This is a genomic window from Burkholderia sp. A2, assembly GCF_001729305.1.
Taxonomy (GTDB): Bacteria; Pseudomonadota; Gammaproteobacteria; order Burkholderiales; family Burkholderiaceae; genus Burkholderia; species Burkholderia sola.
Map to the genome: position 1 here is coordinate 90,852 of NZ_LZXX01000086.1, position 16,922 is coordinate 107,773.

The window sequence follows — 16,922 nt, forward strand, 5'->3', positions numbered from 1 at the left end:
CACGTCGAATCGATCACCGTGCCGGGGAGGAGGCGGGAGAGCGGGCATCGAGGTCGGGGGTTCTGGCATGACGGGGGAATTGACTGCGCCGAATTGTACGCCGCTGCAGACAAATTTGCGCGGCTATGCGTGCGCAAGCTCTCATTCGATGAAAGGATTTTGCAAGTCGCGTGCGTCGTGCGCGTGCACCGGCGTGATGCGGCGCGGCAATTTGTATCACAACACGATATAATTCGACGCTTGTCGCCGCACCCAGGCGCCGTCCTTTTGACCGCTCATCACCCATGTCGCCAGGCTCCTCCCCGTCGCGCCGCACGCTGCGGCAATGGCTGCACAGCTTCATTCCCCATCCGATGACACTCGGCTGGCGCGAGCGCCTGCGCGCGTGCACCGGCGCGCTCGTGGGGATTGCGACGGTCGGCGTCGCGATGCGGCTGCTGCCCGGCGTGCCGGGCCTCGTGCCGCTGCTCGTCGCGCCGATGGGTGCGTCGGCCGTGCTGCTGTTCGCGGTGCCGGCGAGCCCGCTCGCGCAGCCCTGGTCGATCGTCGGCGGCAACCTCGTCGCGGCGACTGTCGGCGTCGCGTGCGCGCAATGGATCGCCGATCCGATCACGGCCGCCGCGGTCGCGATCGCCTGTGCGATCGGCGGCATGTTCGCGCTGCGCTGCGTGCACCCGCCGTCGGGCGCCGTCGCGCTCACCGCCGTGGTCGGCGGCCCGGCGATTCATTCGCTCGGCTTCGGTTTCGTGCTGCAGCCGATCGCGCTGCAATCGGCGATCCTGCTGTCGGCCGCGCTCCTCTACCACGCGCTGACCGGGCACCGCTACCCGCACGGCGGCGTGCGTCCCGAAGCGAAACCGCAGGCGGGTGCCGCACTCGCGCGCGGCGGCTTCACGCGCGGCGACCTCGATGCGGTACTGAAGCGCCGCAGCGAATGGCTCGATGTCGATCCGGACGATCTCGAAACGCTGCTGCGCGAAACCGAAATGCAGGCTTATACGCGCACGTTCGGCCAGTTGAAGTGCGCCGACCTGATGACGAAGCATGCGATCGAGGTCGCGCCGTCCACGTCGGTCACGGCCGCGCTCACGCTGCTCGACCGCCACCGCGTGAAGGCGCTGCCCGTGGTGGACGGCGAAGGCCGCCTGGCCGGCATCGTCACACGCGCCGACCTCACGCGCCAGTCGCGCCATCCGGCCCCGCTGTGGCAGCGCCTGTGCGCGCGGCTGCCGCAATCGTTCGGCGGCCAGCCCGCGAGCGTCGCGTCCGTGATGACGCGCGACGTCGCGTCGGTGCAGGAAACGATGCCGATCACGGCGCTCGTGCCGCTGTTCACGCATTCGGGCCACCACCATATTCCGGTCGTCGATGCATCACGCCGGCTCGTCGGCATCATTACGCAGACGGATCTCGTCACGAGCCTTTATCAGCGGACCCAAATGCTCGAAGCCGCGTAGCGCGCATCACGCCATGTAGCCGCCGGCTGAACGCAGAATGCAGTCATTCCGCCATATTCCCGCCATTTATATCATGTTGTGATAGATTAACCGCCACCGTAACCGATTACCAGAATGACTTCGATGACCGATACCCGACGCGCACTGACGAAAAGCGATTTCCAGCAACTGTCCGAGTTCCGCTACCAGATGCGCCGCTTCGAGCGCTTTTCCGAACGCGCCGCGCAAAGCGAAGGCGTGACGCCGCTGCAATACCTGCTGCTGCTGCACATCAAGGGCTATCCGCATCGCGAATGGGCGACCATCGGCGAACTCGCGGAGCGCCTGCAGGCGCAGCACCACGGCGTCGTGGCGCTGGTGACGCGCTGCGAAGCGCTCGGGCTCGTGAAGCGCAAGCCGAGCGAAGCCGACCGCCGCCAGGTCGAAGTCCATCTCGAGCCGGCCGGCGAAACGCTGCTTGCCCGTCTCGCGGCCATGCATCGTGCCGAACTGAAGTCGCTCAAGGGCACGTTCCAGGTTCCCCAGATCGATTACTGACCCTCGCCACTCCGATGAACGCACCACACAAACGCGATTTCTCGACCAACGAACGCCTGCCCAGGATCGCATTGCTTGCCGCCGTGATCGGCCTGCTCGGCACGCTCGCCGCGTGCGTGCTGCTGAGCCTGATCCGCCTGTTCACGAACCTGTTCTTCTTCCAGCAACTGTCGTTCGCCGACCATTCGCCCGCGAACAACACGCTCGGCGCATGGGTGATCGCGGTCCCGGTGATCGGCGGGCTGATCGTCGGGTTGATGGCGCGTTTCGGTTCGGAGAAGATCCGCGGCCACGGCATTCCGGAAGCGATCGAGGCGATCCTGTTCGGCAAGAGCCGGATGTCGCCGAAGGTCGCGATCCTCAAGCCGTTGTCGTCCGGCGTCGTGATCGGCAGCGGCGGCCCGTTCGGCGCCGAAGGCCCGATCATCATGACGGGCGGCGCGCTCGGCTCACTGATCGCGCAATGCGTGCACGTGACCGCCGCCGAGCGCAAGACGCTGCTCGTCGCCGGTGCAGCCGCCGGCATGACGGCCGTGTTCGGCACGCCGGTGGCCGCCGTGCTGCTCGCGGTCGAACTGCTGCTGTTCGAATGGCGTCCGCGCAGTTTCCTGCCGGTCGCGCTCGCATGCGCGGTGGCGGGCTTCGCACGCGCGGTGTTCTTCGGCGTCGATCCGCTGTTTCCGCTGACGACGGCCGCGCCGACCTCCGCCGCGCTGCTGTCGTGCCTCGTCGCGGGCCTGCTGTCGGGCATGCTCGCGTGCGGCCTGTCGGCGGCGCTCTACCGCGTCGAAGACGCATTCGCGAAGCTGCCTGTGCACTGGATGTGGTGGCCGGCGCTCGGCGCGATCGTGATCGGCGTCGGCGGCTGGCTCGAACCGCGCGCGCTCGGCGTCGGCTACGATGTGATCGGCGACCTGCTGCACCAGCACATCGCGCTGAAGATCGCGCTCGCGCTGCTGATCGTGAAGGCCGTGATGTGGGTGATCGCGCTCGGCTCGGGCACCTCGGGCGGTGTGCTCGCCCCGCTGCTGATGCTCGGCGCCGGCCTCGGCACCGTGCTGTCGCCGGTGTTGCCGGGCGGCGATCCGGCGCTGTGGCCGCTCGTGTGCATGGCCGCGACGCTCGGCGCGACGCTCGGCGCCCCGCTCGCCGCGATCGTGTTCGCGTTCGGCCTCACGCACGACGCCAATGCGCTGCTGCCGCTGCTTGCGGCGACGCTCGTCGCGCACGGGTTCGCGACCATCGTGATGAAGCGCTCGATCATGACGGAAAAGATCGCCCGCCGCGGTTACCACATCTATCGCGAATACGGCGTCGATCCGCTCGAACGGCATGACGTCGGCGAAGTGATGACGTCGGCCGATCGGCTCGTCGCGATCGACGGCGCAGCGACGCTCGATACCGTCGAAGCGCAATACTTCGGCGCGAAGCAGACGCACCGCGCGTATCCGGTCGTGCAGCACGGCCGCCTGCTCGGCCTCGTCGATCGCACGACGCTCGACGCGCAGCGGGCACAGGCCGGTGCCGACACGCCGATTTCGGATGTGTTCACCAACCGCGCACCGGCCGTCGCGCTGGCGCACGAGACGTGCCGCGTCGTCGCGTCGCGCCTCGCGATGCTCGGCCTCGAACGCCTGCCGGTGGTCGCCGACGAGCAATCGCTGCGCATCACGGGCATCGTGTCTCGCAGCGACCTGATCAAGCCGGCGCTCCAGCACGTCGACGACGAACAGAAGCGCGAGCGCTTCCGTCCGGTCGTCCCGGTCAACCTGCGCGACGTCGGCTCGCGCAAGGCCGGCTGACACAGCCCGCATGCGCGGCGTTCGCCCCGCCCGCGCATCGCGTCCCCGCTGCCTTCCTCGGTTTAAAGTTGGTTAACAGTTCGCTGGACGAAAGTTTGTCATCATGGTGCTCATGCGACGGGGCCATCCATCAGCCATTCCACTTCGTCATCAGATAAAGAGTCGCGGCGCGGGATGCACGGACATCCCGCCCGCCGCGGCCGTCACCTCACCACACCACGATCGGACAGCGCGCGGACCGCGCCATGCATGACGTCGAGCACGACGCATGCCGCGCCGCAGCAACATGCGCAGCATCCGGGCCGCCATTTGGCAAGCGCGTTAACAACTTGTTTCGGAATGGTCGGAACCGTGCTTGCAGGATGGAATCTCACTTGCACGCAGCATTGCTGCGCATCCCACTCAATCAATCACGACTCGAGGGAGATAACGTGAACGTGAAATACTTACCGCTCATCGCATTGACCGTGGCAATTTCTGCTCATGCTGCCGAACCTGCCGTGCAGAACGTGGGACAAAGCCAGAAAGACGCGCCGGACGTGTCGGCGTGCATCGCCAAGACCTGGGCCGACAAGTCGCAACAACAGGTGATCTCGCAGAACGTGCTGGCCAACGGCCTCGCGACCGACGTGTACGCACCGGGCCAGCAGCCGCCGAACGGCGCCGCCGCGATGGTTCGTCCGTCGTGGAAGCCGGGTGCGAAAACGTGGGTCGGCGTGCGCGGCGACGCAGCGTCCGCCGGCGACATCAACGCCTGCCTGTAACGCAGTAACGAGAACAGGCGCTTCGGATGGCCTCGCGCCATCCGCTTGCGACCAGCCCCGCTTCGGCGGGGCTTTTTCTTTGCTGCGGCAAGCGCGTTACAGATAGCTGCAGACGTAATCGAGCGTCTCGAGCACTTCGATGTCGAAGCGGCTCTTGCCCGGCACCGAGAACGATTCGCCGGCGCCATAGGCCTGCCATTCGCTGCTGCCGTCGAGCTTCACGCGGCACTTGCCGGCCTGCACTTCCATCAATTCGGGCGCATCCGTGCCGAAGTTGAGCGCGCACGGCAGGATCACGCCGAGCGTCTTGCGCGTGCCGTCCGGGAAGAGCACGGTATGCGACACGCACTTGCCGTCGAAATAAACGTTCGCGCGCTTGACGACCGATACGTTGTCGAATTGGGTTGCACTGGTCATGGGATGCCTCTGATTGCTGGATGCCGGATGGCGGTGTGGTTGGAGGCCGGCCGGAGCGGCGGGCCGGCCGCTATGATACCGGCTCGCGCAAGATGCGCTCGAATGGCGCGCGGCCGGCGCATGCCTGCCCCATGATCGTCAGGATCACTACGTGATCCTTGCGGGGCGCGCGCTCACCTTAATCCCTTGCGCCGCGCGGAATCGCGCAGGCAATCGAGCAGCATCGCCGCGGCCGGCGTCAGCGGGCTGTCGCGGCGCGTGACGACCTGCACCGATACGCCCGGCAAGCGCTCGCGGATCGGCAGCACCGCCAGCTGGTCGCGCGCCCACTCGCCTTGCAGCAATTGCTCGGGCATCGACGCGATCAGGTCGCAACCGGTCATCAGGCTGTGCGCGAGACCGAAGCTCGGGCACTCGACGACACGCGCCGGCACCGGCAGCCCGTACGCGACGAACGAGTTGAACAACACCTGCGTGGAGCTTTCCGGCGACGGATTCATCAACCAGTCGGCCTCGACGAGATCGGCAAGCGACGTGGCCGACGCGAGCGGATGCCCTTTGCGCGCGACGATCAGCGAGCGGCTCGCATAGAGTTCCGCGTGATCGAACTCGGCCGCCAGCAGTTCCGGCACGACCACGGCCACCGCGAAATCGAGCGAACCATCGTGCAGGCGCGGCAGCGCAACGCCCGGAAACCCTTCGACCAGATTGACGCGCGCCACCGGAAAGCGGCGCCGGAACGCACGGAACGCGTCGGGCAGGATCGTCACCGCCGCCGCCGGCGTGATCGCCGCCGCGACGGAACCCGTCATCGCGCCCTGTGCCTGCTCGATGTCGTCGCGGGCGCGCTGCATTTCGGCGACGATCAGCCGCGCACGCACCTGCAGTTGCTGGCCGAACGCGGTGAGCTGCACGCCGCGCGCGGTGCGCACGACGAGCGATACGCCGAGCGCGATCTCCAGCTCCTTGACCGCCTTCGTCAGCGCGGCCGGCGATACGTTCAGCCGCCGCGCGGCCGCGCGAATGCTCCCTTCCTCCGCGGCGGTGACGAACGCTTTCAGCTGATGGTATTTCATGGCGGCAATGCGTAATCCGTGGAAACCCCGTGCGCCGTGCCGCGCAATGGTTCAGGGTATTCCCGAGCGGCAACCGACGGTGTGCACCAAAGCAATTTAGCAGCTTCTGGTACGCAAAAGAAATTTATATGCTTGGTCGTCATATGCGCGTCAAACGACCCACCCGCCCCACTGGAGAGACCATGCTGCACGCCGTGAACCCCGTCATCCCCGGCATCGCCGCGATCGCCCCCGAACTCGTCGAGGTGCGCCGCCGCATCCACGCCCATCCCGAACTCGCATTCGAAGAAACGCGCACGAGCGATCTCGTCGCCGAACTGCTCACCGGCTGGGGCTACGACGTGCATCGCGGCATCGGCAAGACGGGCGTAGTCGGCGTGCTGCGCGAAGGGCAAGGCGCGCGCACGGTCGGGCTGCGCGCCGACATGGACGCGCTGCCGCTCACGGAAACCACGGGCCTGCCGTACGCAAGCCGCCATGCGAACAAGATGCATGCATGCGGCCATGACGGCCACACCGCGATGCTGCTGTGCGCGGCGCGCCACCTCGCGGCCACGCGCCGGTTCTCCGGCACGCTGAACCTGATCTTCCAGCCCGCCGAGGAAAACTTCGGCGGCGCGAAGGCGATGATGGACGACGGCCTGTTCGACCGTTTCCCGTGCGACGCGATCTTCGCGATCCACAACATGCCGGGCCGCGCGGCCGGCGACATGGCGTTCCGCACCGGCGCCGCGATGGCGTCGGCCGACCGCGTGACGATCACGCTGCGCGGCGTCGGCGGTCACGGCGCGATGCCGCATTTCGCGCGCGATCCGATGTCGGCCGCGGGCAGCATCATGGTCGCGCTGCAGACGATCGTCGCACGCGAGGTCGATGCGCAGCATGCGGCGGTGATCACCGTCGGCAGCGTGCAGGCCGGCGAGACCTTCAACATCATTCCCGAAACCGTCGTGATGAAACTGTCGGTTCGCGCGCTGAACGCCGACGTGCGCGCGCTGCTCGCGCGCCGCATCGAAGCACTCGCGAAGGGCCAGGCGGAGAGCTTCGGCGTCACCGTGGAAGTCGACTACGACTACGGCTATCCGGTGCTCGTCAATCACGCGGAGCCGACCGCGTTCGCGGCCGACGTCGCGCGCCAGATGCTCGGCGCGGAACGCGTCGAAACCGAAGCCGCGCCGCTGATGGGCAGCGAGGATTTCGCGTTCATGCTCGAGGCGCGCCCCGGTTGCTACGCATTCATCGGCAACGGAATCGGGAGCAAGGGCGGCTGCATGGTGCACAACCCCGGCTACGACTTCAACGACGACATCCTCGCGATCGGCGCGAGCTACTGGGTCCGCGTCGCCGAAGCCTGGCTCGCGGCCTGACTGCCCTTCACCACGCAGTTTCGTGCTTACCCGGGGGAACCCCATGGAAACGTCCGCCCTTCCGTTCGCCGGCACGCCGGCCGATGCCCGCGCCGCCGCGAAGAAACGCCGTCTGATCGCGGCCGCCGCCGTCGGCAATGCGCTCGAGTTCTACGACTTCACGGTCTACAGCTTCTTCGCGATCCTGATCGGCAAGCTGTTCTTTCCCGTCCATTCGTCGTTCGGACAACTGATGCTCGCGGTCGCGAGCTTCGGTGTCGGCTTCGTCACGCGTCCGCTCGGCGGGCTCGTGATCGGCATGTATGCGGATCGCGCCGGCCGCAAGAAGGCGATGATCCTCACGCTCCTGCTGATGGCGCTCGGCACCGCGATGATCGCGGTCGCACCGACCTTCGCGCAGATCGGCATCGCCGCGCCGCTGCTGCTCGTGCTCGCACGGCTGCTGCAGGGGTTCGCGTCGGGCGGCGAAGTCGGCGCATCGACGACATTGCTGCTCGAACAGGCGCCGCAGCATCGCCGCGGTTTCTATGCGTCGTTCCAGTTCTCGAGCCAGGGGCTCGCCGCGCTCGCGGGCGCGCTCACCGGCGTTGCGCTGACGTCGACGCTGACCGCCGCGCAACTCGAAAGCTGGGGCTGGCGTGTGCCGTTCATCATCGGCACGCTGTTCGTTCCGCTCGGTTACTGGCTGCGCCGTACCGTCGAGGAAGTCCCGGCGGCGGCGCCCTCGCCCGCCACCGCGCACGACGAGCCCGTTGTTGCGTCGCTGCCGCTCGCCGACGTGCTGCGCCATCACGGCAAGGCCGTGTTCGCGGGGCTCGGCGTAACGATCGGCGGCACGTCGATCCACTACATCATCGTGTTCTACATGGCGATCTACGGCGTGCAGGTGCTGCACCTGCCGACGTGGCTGTCGATGACGGCCGGTTGCGTCGCCGGCGCGATCCTGATGCTCGTGACGCCGATCGGCGGCCACCTGTCCGACGTGTACGGGCGCAACCGGATCGTCTGGTGGACGCGCATCGTGCTGATGGCCGCGATCTACCCGGCGTTCATCGCGCTGAACCGGTGGCCGGGCGCCGCGTCGCTGCTGTCGATCATCGCCGCGCTGTCGATCGTGCATGCGATCAACATCGGTGCGACCGGCGCGATGCTCGGCGAGTTGTTTCCGCGGGCGGTGCGGGCGACGGGCGGTGCGCTCGTGTATAGCGTCGGCGTCGCGATCTTCGGCGGCTTCGCGCAGTTCTTCGTCACGTGGCTGATCGCGGCAACCGGGAATCCGAATGCGCCCGCGTGGTATGCGATCGGTTGCGGCGTGCTGACGTTGCTTGCGATTCGTTGCATGGACGAGAAGGCAGGAAAGGCGCTGGACTGAGCGGTGGCGCGATGTGCGGCACGTGAAGCGCCATTGACGTCGCACCCGCGCATCGGGCATCATTGATCAATGCACAACGCCACGATCATCCTTTCGACGACCACGCGCACGACCGCCTTCGGCGGGCCCGTGCGGCGAGTGCGCGCAAGATCGTAGCGTCACCGATTCCCACAGGCCCCGCCGGTTCCGGACGGGGTCTTTTCGTTTCTCCGTCTGCATCGGCCACTCAGGAGAAACGCAATGTCCGAAGCCTCTTCCCCGAAACGAGCGCTGCTCGTGATCGACATGCAGATCGGGTTGTTTCATGGCGACGATCGTCCGCATGACGGCGAACGCGTGCTGGCCAATATCAACCGGTTGATCGATCGCGCGCATGAAGCGGGTGCCCCCGTGTTCGCCGCGCGTCACACCGGCCCAGCCGGCTCGCCGATTGCGCCCGACGCGCCGCTGGCCGCGCTGCTGCCGGAGCTTGCGATCGATACCGCCCGCGACATCGTGTTCGACAAGACGCGGCCGAACTGCTTCGCGGGCACGCGGCTCGCCGAGTGGCTGCATGCGGCTGGTATCGGCGAGATCGTGATTGCGGGGATGAAGACGCAGTCCTGCGTCGATACGACGTGTCGTGCGGCCGGCGATCTCGGCTTTCGCGCGGTGCTCGTTGCGGATGCGCACACTTGTATGGATACGCTCGCGCTGCCCGCCGAGCGGATCGTCGCGCATCACAATGCGACGCTTGCCGGGCCGTTTGCGACGCTGACGACGACCAAGGCGTGCGTGCTCTGATGCACGGCGCCGATCGGACTGCCATGTGCCAGAGCGCGCGTTGCAATGGCGTCAGCAGAGACCTGCCATACGTATTGCTTCAATGCTCGATGATGTGTCGCGGACTGAAACGACCTTCGCCGAAAGCACTGCGTCCGCGGACAGAAAATCGCTGAGCCGCTTGTCGAAGCGCAATGAAAACCTGATCAGCTCGACGGTGTTCCGGAAAGTTTCCTTGGGCAACTTGCCCGTTACCGTCGAGCTAACGAAGCGCTTGATCAGGCGTATCGCTCTCACACCAAACGGGACCTCTACCCTCAAGATCAGCAAACAGTCTGCGAGCAGCGGATACATCCGCTTGTCGTACGCACCTTCGACAAGCCAGCGTCCTTGTTCGATGATCTTTTCGATGGCCTCGCCCATCGACTGCTCCGAGTTCTTCACATACTCTGTACCGCTCGTGTCCCAATACACGTCGTCGAATTCGTACGTGGCGATATCGAACTTGCGCGCTAGTTCCGCTGCGATCGTTGTTTTCCCAGCGCCCGACGGGCCTACGATACAAATCTTCATATTTCAGTCTCTGCTCAATCACGCACCCGACAGCTCGCGCATGAAGTGTTTCAGGACGGGCAAGAAGAAATCGTGCCCACCAATCAGCGCGAATTCTGCTCCGAAAAGAGGAAACCACTGGAAGCTGAATTCAATGGGTTCACCACCGGATCCTGGAACGCTTTCGAAATGCGTCCATTGCGCCTTCATTGCAACGGCATCGCTCACCGTGACATGCACGACATGCCGGTGCTGAATCTCACTTCTTCCGAATTTCTGCATCGAATAGAAGTAGTTGCCGAGAATACGCACAACCTGGGCATTGTCGATCCCGCTTTCCTCGCGAAGCTCGCGTAGCGCGGCGGCCACCGGCATTTCGTCCTGCGCGATCGTGCCGGCAATCACCTGCACCCCGGCTTCCGGAAACTTGGGTTGCGTGAAAACGAGTAGTCTATCCCGCCATGTAAGATAAACGAGTACCTTGTTTTTGATTTGCACGGTCACTGTTCCGACAAGAATCGCCCCAATCCCGACAACGCTTCAACTGACAGTCAATTGCAACTCGCGGACCACCTTGTACAGCGTCAGGATCGCCGTTGATCGAAATGCATTCGAGTTGTCGAGCGGTGCGTTCTTATCCGTCCAGGCGATGGCCGCCAAGCATTGCACGCCGACATAGTAGAGAAATTCCGCTCGTGGGACCGGCTCACCGTACGTCGCCTCCCAGCTCGCAAGAAAGGTGTGGCGCAGCACTTCGTCGGAGAAGTCCATATCCACCCAGACGATCTTCGCCAGGTCGTAGGCCGCGTCCCCAATGCGCGCGGCCTCGAAATCCAGGATTCCGGACACGTGATCGTCCGAGTCGACCAGGATATTTCTTCCGACGTAGTCGCAATGCAGCAACCGGAGGTCGGACGGCACACGCAGATCAGCGCCGAAATGACGAAGTCTATCCAACTGAACGCGGTATTCCGGGTAACCAGGAGCCATCCGGTTCAGGCTCGACAGCCACTTCGAAACCATCCCGTCGAGATGAACACGCCATCCGGCAGGAAGCTCCAGCCTCTCGTCACGCTGCTGCCAGAACGTCATACCCATCAGGCGCGATGGCGTGATTGTGCGATGAAGTTGCGCTAAAGCAGAGCCTGCAGCCGCGGCGAGCCGCAGCTTCGTGTCCCGCTCCGCATTTTTCAAAACGTGATCGAGTCGCTTGCCTGAAATAGCGCTCAAAACGACTACCGCATATTCCCCCCAAGCGGTCTTCTCCAATATTCCGGGTGCGAAAGAACTCGCCTCGAGTGCTTCGAGGATTTCACAGTGCCGATCGAAAGCCGTTCTGTTCGTCGTGGCCTTGACGAATACCTTTCCGTGCAAGGTAAATGCGTGGACCCAATCCGGGAAAGGGGAGCTGACGCGGCCCTGATTAGCCTTGTGCCATTGGGGTGTTTGCTTTGGAATGTGCGGTCCGATAAAAACTTGAGCGAATGCAAATTTAAACAGGACTGGCCTCGACGCAGCAGAAGAGCCCTCCTGGAGACCATATCGCGTCACGCAATGGGAATCGACGATACGACGCGCGCCGTAAACGCAAAAAGGCACGGACCATCACCGCCCGTGCCTTTTTCACCAACACAAGCCGCCCTTCTCAGAACGTATGCATCATCCCCACATACGCGCCCGTCTGCGACTCGCCCGTTATCGGGCTCGTCCCCGACGTCGCATCCCGCGGCGTCGCGAGCAGCGAGAAGTTCGAATTTCCGCCGTTGCGTGCATACGCGACCGTCCCATACAGGAACGTGCGCTTTGACAGGTTGTACGTGGTACCGAGCACGTACATGATCGCGTGCCCCGACGGATCGTGCGACGCATCGCCGCCACCATCACCCACCTTCACGTAATACCCACCACCCGTCACGGCCCACTGCGGCGTAGCCGAATAGGTCGCGCCGAGCCAGTAGTGATCCGCACGATCGGCGACACCAGCCGGGCTGTCCGGCGCCTGGTAGTGCGTATACGCGCCCTGGATCTTGAACTTCGACACCTTCACGTTCGCACCGACGAAGTACTCGCGCGACGCCGTGAAGATATTGCTGAACTTGCCGTTGTTATCGCGCAGTTCGTCGTAGATGCCGCGCACGTCGAGCACCGGCGAGTGGTACGAGATCATGATCCCGTCCGAGCGGCCGAAATCGTCGGCCGCGCCGTAGTTGAAACCGCGCGACTGATTGCCGAACGCGTATTGCGCCTGCACGTCGAAGCCGCCAATCACCGGGCTGTGATATTCGATGTTGTTGCTGCTCTGCTGCCAGTTGCGGCCGCGCACGAGCGACGCCGACGAAAACGCCTGCTGGACGAACGGATCGAATTCCCACACGCCGTCGCTGTCGATGAACAGGTTGCGGCCCGCCTGCAATTGGCCCCACGTGTCGCTCTTCAACCCGACGTACGCGCGCCGCGACCACATGCGCCCGCCGCCCGTCTGGCCGTTCATCACCTGGAACGCGGTTTCCAGGTTGAACACCGTCGACATCCCGCCGCCGAGATCCTCGACGCCTTTCAGCCCGAACATGCTGGTGCCCCAGTCGCCGCTTTCCGCGCTCCAGCGCGTCCCGCTGCCGCCGTTCGGCTTCGCGATATGGTTCAGGTATTCGATGCCGCCGTCGATCCGGCCGTACAGCGTGACGCTCGTCTGTGCAAACGCAGCCGCCGGCGTGGCGGCCGCAATCAGCCATGCGAAGTATTTGAGTCGCAAAATGATGCCCCCTCGAAGTCTCGACCGTCCGTCGCGCGCCCCATGCACGCGCCTCGGGTCGCTTATCCGCGATCGATCGAAAAACGTCCGGGGCCGGCCGCGCAGAGCGCAAGCAAGCCGCCCGAGATCGCGATGTTCTTGTAGAAATGAATCATGTTGTTGATCTGCTCTCCGCCCGTCATCGTCCAGTAGTGGTGGCCGATGATGCCGGTGCCGATCGTATATAGCGCAAGCAGCAGCGCGAGCGGCCGCGTCTGGAAACCGACGAGGATCGCGATCCCGGCGAACAATTCCATTACGACGGAGATCGCCGCCGAGATGATCGGGGCCGGCGCGCCCTCGCTGCCCATGAACGCGATCGTACCGGAGAAGTCGACAATCTTCTTCCAGCCGAACATCACGAACAGGATCACGAGCAGGATTCGGGACAGCAGCAGCAGCACATCGCGCTGGGACGCGAGAAACGGTTGATTCGGTGTCATGGTGTGATCAACGAAAACGATGCGCGCGCAACCGCACGCACCGGATTGCCTGTGAACCGGGGCGGGGCGGCCAATTGCGCCGCCCCGCCCCGCTCTGCAACAACCGGCATCGGGCCCGCCCGATGTGCTGTGCTCCTCCTCTTTTGTGTTGTCGCCCTGCTTCGTCGCGTGCCGCGTCAGCGCAGCTTCGCGACGTCCTGCTCGGTCACCTTCGCGGCCGGATTGCCGAACTGCCCGGTCACGTAGTTCGTCAGCGCGGCGATCTGCGCGTCCGACAGCTCGTGGCGGAATGCCGGCATCCCGACGTCCTCGCTGCCGGCCTTGCGCTGCACGCCGTTCAGGATCACCTGCACGAGATTGGTCGGATTCGGTGCGCCCACCGTCGAGTTGTGGAACAGCGGCGGGTAGTAACCATCCGGCGTGCCCTTGCCTTGCATCTGGTGGCAGGTCGCGCAGTTGCCGAGATACAGCCGCGCAGGATCGATGCCCGACGATGCGAGCGCGACGCCGCGCAGCTTCAGGCCGTCCTCGGCCGGCTTGCCCCACGACGAACGCGACTGCTTCGCGTCGCCGTTGGCGACCGCCGGCACCGTCCGGATGTACGTCGAGATCGCGCCGATGTCGGCTTCGGTCATCTTCGAGAAGCTGTGCTCGATCGCCTCGGCCATCGGGCCGGCCGCCTGCGCAAGGCCCGGCACGCTGCCGGTGCGCAGGTACTGGACGAGCTGCTGCTGCGTCCAGCCGCCGATCCCCGCGTTCGGGTCGGACGTGATGTTGTAGCCGTCCCAGCCCGCGAGCACCGAGCCCGACAGGAAGCTGCCGCCCGTTTCGTCGAGCGACTTCTCCTGCATCGCGATGCCGCGCGGCGTGTGGCACGTGCTGCAGTGCGCGAGGCCCTGCACGAGATACGCGCCGCGGTTCCACTCGGCGCTCTGCGCCGGCTTCGGCTGGTAGACGCCGTCCTTCAGAAACAGCCAGTTCCAGATCTTCAGCGGCCAGCGCATGCTCAGCAGCGCAGGGATCTCGTTCTTCGGCGGCGCCTGCTTGACCGGTTCGACGCCGTGCATGAAGTACGCGTACAGCGCCTGCACGTCGTCGTCGGTGATCTTCGCGTACGACACGTACGGCATCGCCGGGTACAGGTTGGCGCCGTTCTTCGACACGCCGTGCCGCACCGCGCGCTCGAAATCGTCGAACGTCCAGTTGCCGATGCCGGTATCGGGATCGGGCGTGATGTTGCTCGTATAGATCTTGCCGAGCATCGGCACCGGCATGCCGAGGCCGCCCGCGAACGGCTTGCCGCCCTTCGCGGTGTGGCACGCCATGCAGTCGCCCGCGACCGCGAGGTATTCGCCGCGCTTGACCGGCGCCGGATCGGCCGAATCGGCCGCGCGTGCGAGGCCCGACAGCGCGAGGCAGCCGGCGAGGAGGAAGGTGAGAGTAGATTTCCGCACGGTCAGACTTCCTTCTTCAGCGTGTCCGACATCCGCAGCGCGAGCGCCGCGATCGTCAGCGTCACGTTCACCGTACCGACGGTCGGCATCGTCGAGCTGCTCGAGATGAACAGGTTCGGATGGTCGAACGTGCGGCAGTCCTTGTCGACGACCGAGTCGCGCGCATCCGCGCCCATGATCGTCGCACCGGTGATGTGGTTGTTCGGCGCGAACTCGTCGTTGAAGACGACGTCGGTGCCGCCGAGCACCTTCGCGGCCGTCGCGTAGACCTCGCGCGTGTGCACCGCGCCGCGCTTCACGTAATCGTCGATCGCATACGTGATCTCGGGGCGCGGGATGCCGATCGCGTCGGTGGCCGTCTTGCTCGGCACGATGCGGTTCTCGGGCTGCGGCAGGATTTCGTGGAAGCAGTCGAACTGCACGTAGCGCGCGGAACGGTCGCGGATCTGCGCGTCGAGCTCCTCGTGCTTCATCAGCTTGCCGGCCTTGAAGATCTTCTGCGTCTCCTGGTTGATGCGCGACATGTTCGACAGGTGGATCTTCTTCGCGGCTTCGGTTGCCCGGAACGGGCCGTCGCGGAAACCGATCAGCGACGTCATCTCCTGCGGGCCGCGGCCCGGCCACAGCTTCTCGTTCGCGTAGAACGACACGCCGGTGCCCGGATGGTCCATCAGGTTGCGGCCGACCATGTCGGAGCTGTTCGCGACGCCGTTCGGGAAATCGCGGTTCGCGGACATCAGCAGGATCTTCGGCGTCTCGATGCCGTTCGCGGCGAGCACGAAGTACTTGCCCTCGACGCGATGGTCGGCGCCGGTCTTGTCCTTGTAGATCGCGGCGACGATGCGCTTGTCCGGCCCGGTCTCGAGCTTGTAGACGACCGCGCTGTCGATCAGCTTCGCGCCGGCCTGCTCGGCCTTCTCGACGTGGACGATGCCGTTGTACATCGCACCGATCGGGCAGATCGGCATGCAGTTGTTGTTCCCGCAACAGGTCGGCCGGCCGTCGTACGGGCGGCTGTTGCGCGCGACGGGCTCGGTCACCACGTGGAACTTCGGGTCATAGCCGTTCAGCGCGCTCTTGATGGTCTGCTCGTTGAACGACAACGGCAGCGGCGGCATCGGGTATGCCTGCTTGCGCGGCGAGTACAGATCTTCCTCGGGGCCCGGGCCCCACACGCCGAGCTCTTCCTCGGCGCGCTGATAGTAATGCTCGAGGTCGTCGTACTGGATCGGCCAGTCGCGGCCGACGCCGTACACGGTCTTCATCTTGAAGTCGTTCGGGATGAAGCGCCACGCCGACGCGGCCCAGTGCCACGTCGTGCCGCCCACCGCGCGGATGTACTGCGAGTTGAACTTGTGCTCGCCCTTCAGGATCAGGTAGTCGTTCGGCGGGCCGTATTCCGGATGCGGCGCCCACGGGCTCGACGGGTACGGCGCCATGAAATCGGTCTTGTCGGGCTGGTTGCGAAAACGCTCGACGATTTCCCAGCGCGGCATGCGCGGGCCGGCTTCCAGCAGGATCACGGACTTGCCCGCCATCGCGAGCTGGTGTGCAACGATCGCGCCGGCGACGCCCGATCCGACGACGACGATGTCGGCTTTTTGCGTATCGGTATCGGCCATCAGGCTTGCCTCTCGGTGGGTTTTTCGGCCCAGAAGCCGGGTTTGTTGGGGCAATACGAAGGAATCACGAGCGTATCGGACACCACGCTGAACATTAATGCTTCTTCGTAGGTAATCACGACGTTGTCGACGATGCCGAGATACCACGCGCCGAGAATCGTCAATGCGAGCGATTCCTGGTCGGGAGTCAGCGAGCCGGATGCGAGCGCACCGGCGAGTTGCGACAGGCTGTCGGCCGTCTTGAACGAGCCCTTCTGCAGTGCCTGCAGATAGCGCTCGCCGGTGACGCGGCTCAGCCCTTTCTTGCCGGTCAATGCTTCGGAAAGCGTCATGAACGTATCGAGCGGCGCGGTGGCCGGATCGTCGGCCAGGGCCCGCAACGCCAGCGAGCCGGTGAGGCCCGCCGCCGTCAGCGCCAGTGCGCCCTGCAGCCATTGACGCCGCGTGATGCCGGTTGCGGCTGCGTCGTTGTCACGACGCGATTGGGGGGTGTTGTCGTTGTGCAT

General features: G+C 65.1%; 17 protein-coding genes. 7 read left to right on the top strand and 10 right to left on the bottom strand.

All coding sequences use genetic code 11. The features are described from left to right. The first annotated feature begins 284 nt into the window (after window positions 1–284). The 4 genes from A9Z05_RS10025 (at window position 285) to A9Z05_RS10040 (ending at window position 4,560) form a co-directional block, all read left to right on the top strand. Window positions 285–1,457, top strand: a complete 1,173-nt coding sequence (locus A9Z05_RS10025; RefSeq protein WP_069617949.1) for an HPP family protein — start codon at window positions 285–287, stop codon at window positions 1,455–1,457. A 123-nt stretch (window positions 1,458–1,580) separates the two neighbouring features. Then, window positions 1,581–1,994: a MarR family winged helix-turn-helix transcriptional regulator gene (locus tag A9Z05_RS10030; protein WP_069618045.1), complete on the top strand. Its 414-nt coding sequence runs from the start codon at window positions 1,581–1,583 to the stop codon at window positions 1,992–1,994. Between the two features lie 14 nt (window positions 1,995–2,008). Then, on the top strand, window positions 2,009–3,796 hold the full coding sequence (locus A9Z05_RS10035) for a chloride channel protein (protein ID WP_069617950.1): 1,788 nt from the start codon (window positions 2,009–2,011) through the stop codon (window positions 3,794–3,796). Between the two features lie 431 nt (window positions 3,797–4,227). Then, window positions 4,228–4,560, top strand: a complete 333-nt coding sequence (locus A9Z05_RS10040; RefSeq protein ID WP_006482964.1) for a hypothetical protein — start codon at window positions 4,228–4,230, stop codon at window positions 4,558–4,560. A gap of 96 nt (window positions 4,561–4,656) precedes the next feature. Here the strand turns inward: A9Z05_RS10040 and A9Z05_RS10045 are convergent, their stop codons facing one another. Together A9Z05_RS10045 and A9Z05_RS10050 are read right to left on the bottom strand one after the other, a co-directional pair. Further along, window positions 4,657–4,977 (bottom strand): pyrimidine/purine nucleoside phosphorylase, encoded by a 321-nt coding sequence (locus A9Z05_RS10045; protein WP_069617951.1) that lies wholly within the window; start codon window positions 4,975–4,977, stop codon window positions 4,657–4,659. A 173-nt stretch (window positions 4,978–5,150) separates the two neighbouring features. Then, a complete protein-coding gene (locus A9Z05_RS10050; RefSeq protein ID WP_050012778.1) occupies window positions 5,151–6,053 on the bottom strand; it encodes a LysR substrate-binding domain-containing protein in 903 nt (300 codons plus the stop codon). Between the two features lie 182 nt (window positions 6,054–6,235). Here A9Z05_RS10050 and A9Z05_RS10055 point away from each other — a divergent pair, with 182 nt between their 5' ends. From A9Z05_RS10055 to A9Z05_RS10065, 3 genes are all read left to right on the top strand, one after another. Beyond that, window positions 6,236–7,420, top strand: coding sequence for a M20 aminoacylase family protein (locus A9Z05_RS10055; protein WP_069617952.1), 1,185 nt, complete (start codon window positions 6,236–6,238; stop codon window positions 7,418–7,420). Between the two features lie 43 nt (window positions 7,421–7,463). Further along, window positions 7,464–8,792, top strand: coding sequence for an MFS transporter (locus A9Z05_RS10060; protein ID WP_069617953.1), 1,329 nt, complete (start codon window positions 7,464–7,466; stop codon window positions 8,790–8,792). Between the two features lie 240 nt (window positions 8,793–9,032). Beyond that, complete coding sequence (locus tag A9Z05_RS10065; RefSeq protein ID WP_069617954.1) at window positions 9,033–9,575, top strand: cysteine hydrolase family protein; 543 nt, start codon at window positions 9,033–9,035, stop codon at window positions 9,573–9,575. 51 nt (window positions 9,576–9,626) lie between these two features. Here A9Z05_RS10065 and A9Z05_RS10070 read toward each other — a convergent pair whose 3' ends face one another. The 8 genes from A9Z05_RS10070 to A9Z05_RS10105 form a co-directional block, all read right to left on the bottom strand. Then, window positions 9,627–10,127: an AAA family ATPase gene (locus A9Z05_RS10070; protein ID WP_069617955.1), complete on the bottom strand. Its 501-nt coding sequence runs from the start codon at window positions 10,125–10,127 to the stop codon at window positions 9,627–9,629. A gap of 18 nt (window positions 10,128–10,145) precedes the next feature. Further along, complete coding sequence (locus A9Z05_RS10075; RefSeq protein ID WP_069617956.1) at window positions 10,146–10,604, bottom strand: NUDIX domain-containing protein; 459 nt, start codon at window positions 10,602–10,604, stop codon at window positions 10,146–10,148. A 42-nt stretch (window positions 10,605–10,646) separates the two neighbouring features. Beyond that, on the bottom strand, window positions 10,647–11,480 hold the full coding sequence (locus tag A9Z05_RS36865; protein ID WP_218077806.1) for an aminoglycoside phosphotransferase family protein: 834 nt from the start codon (window positions 11,478–11,480) through the stop codon (window positions 10,647–10,649). A gap of 271 nt (window positions 11,481–11,751) precedes the next feature. Beyond that, the gene (locus A9Z05_RS10085) at window positions 11,752–12,858 is read right to left on the bottom strand and encodes a porin (protein ID WP_069617957.1); all 1,107 of its coding nucleotides are present in this window, start codon (window positions 12,856–12,858) and stop codon (window positions 11,752–11,754) included. A gap of 62 nt (window positions 12,859–12,920) precedes the next feature. Continuing rightward, the gene (locus A9Z05_RS10090) at window positions 12,921–13,340 is read right to left on the bottom strand and encodes a DoxX family protein (protein ID WP_069617958.1); all 420 of its coding nucleotides are present in this window, start codon (window positions 13,338–13,340) and stop codon (window positions 12,921–12,923) included. A gap of 176 nt (window positions 13,341–13,516) precedes the next feature. After that, on the bottom strand, window positions 13,517–14,794 hold the full coding sequence (locus A9Z05_RS10095) for a cytochrome c (protein ID WP_069617959.1): 1,278 nt from the start codon (window positions 14,792–14,794) through the stop codon (window positions 13,517–13,519). 2 nt (window positions 14,795–14,796) lie between these two features. Then, window positions 14,797–16,416, bottom strand: a complete 1,620-nt coding sequence (locus tag A9Z05_RS10100) for a GMC family oxidoreductase (RefSeq protein ID WP_069617960.1) — start codon at window positions 16,414–16,416, stop codon at window positions 14,797–14,799. Further along, a complete protein-coding gene (locus tag A9Z05_RS10105) occupies window positions 16,416–16,922 on the bottom strand; it encodes a sugar dehydrogenase complex small subunit (RefSeq protein ID WP_069617961.1) in 507 nt (168 codons plus the stop codon). Before A9Z05_RS10105 ends, A9Z05_RS10100 begins: the two co-directional genes overlap by 1 nt.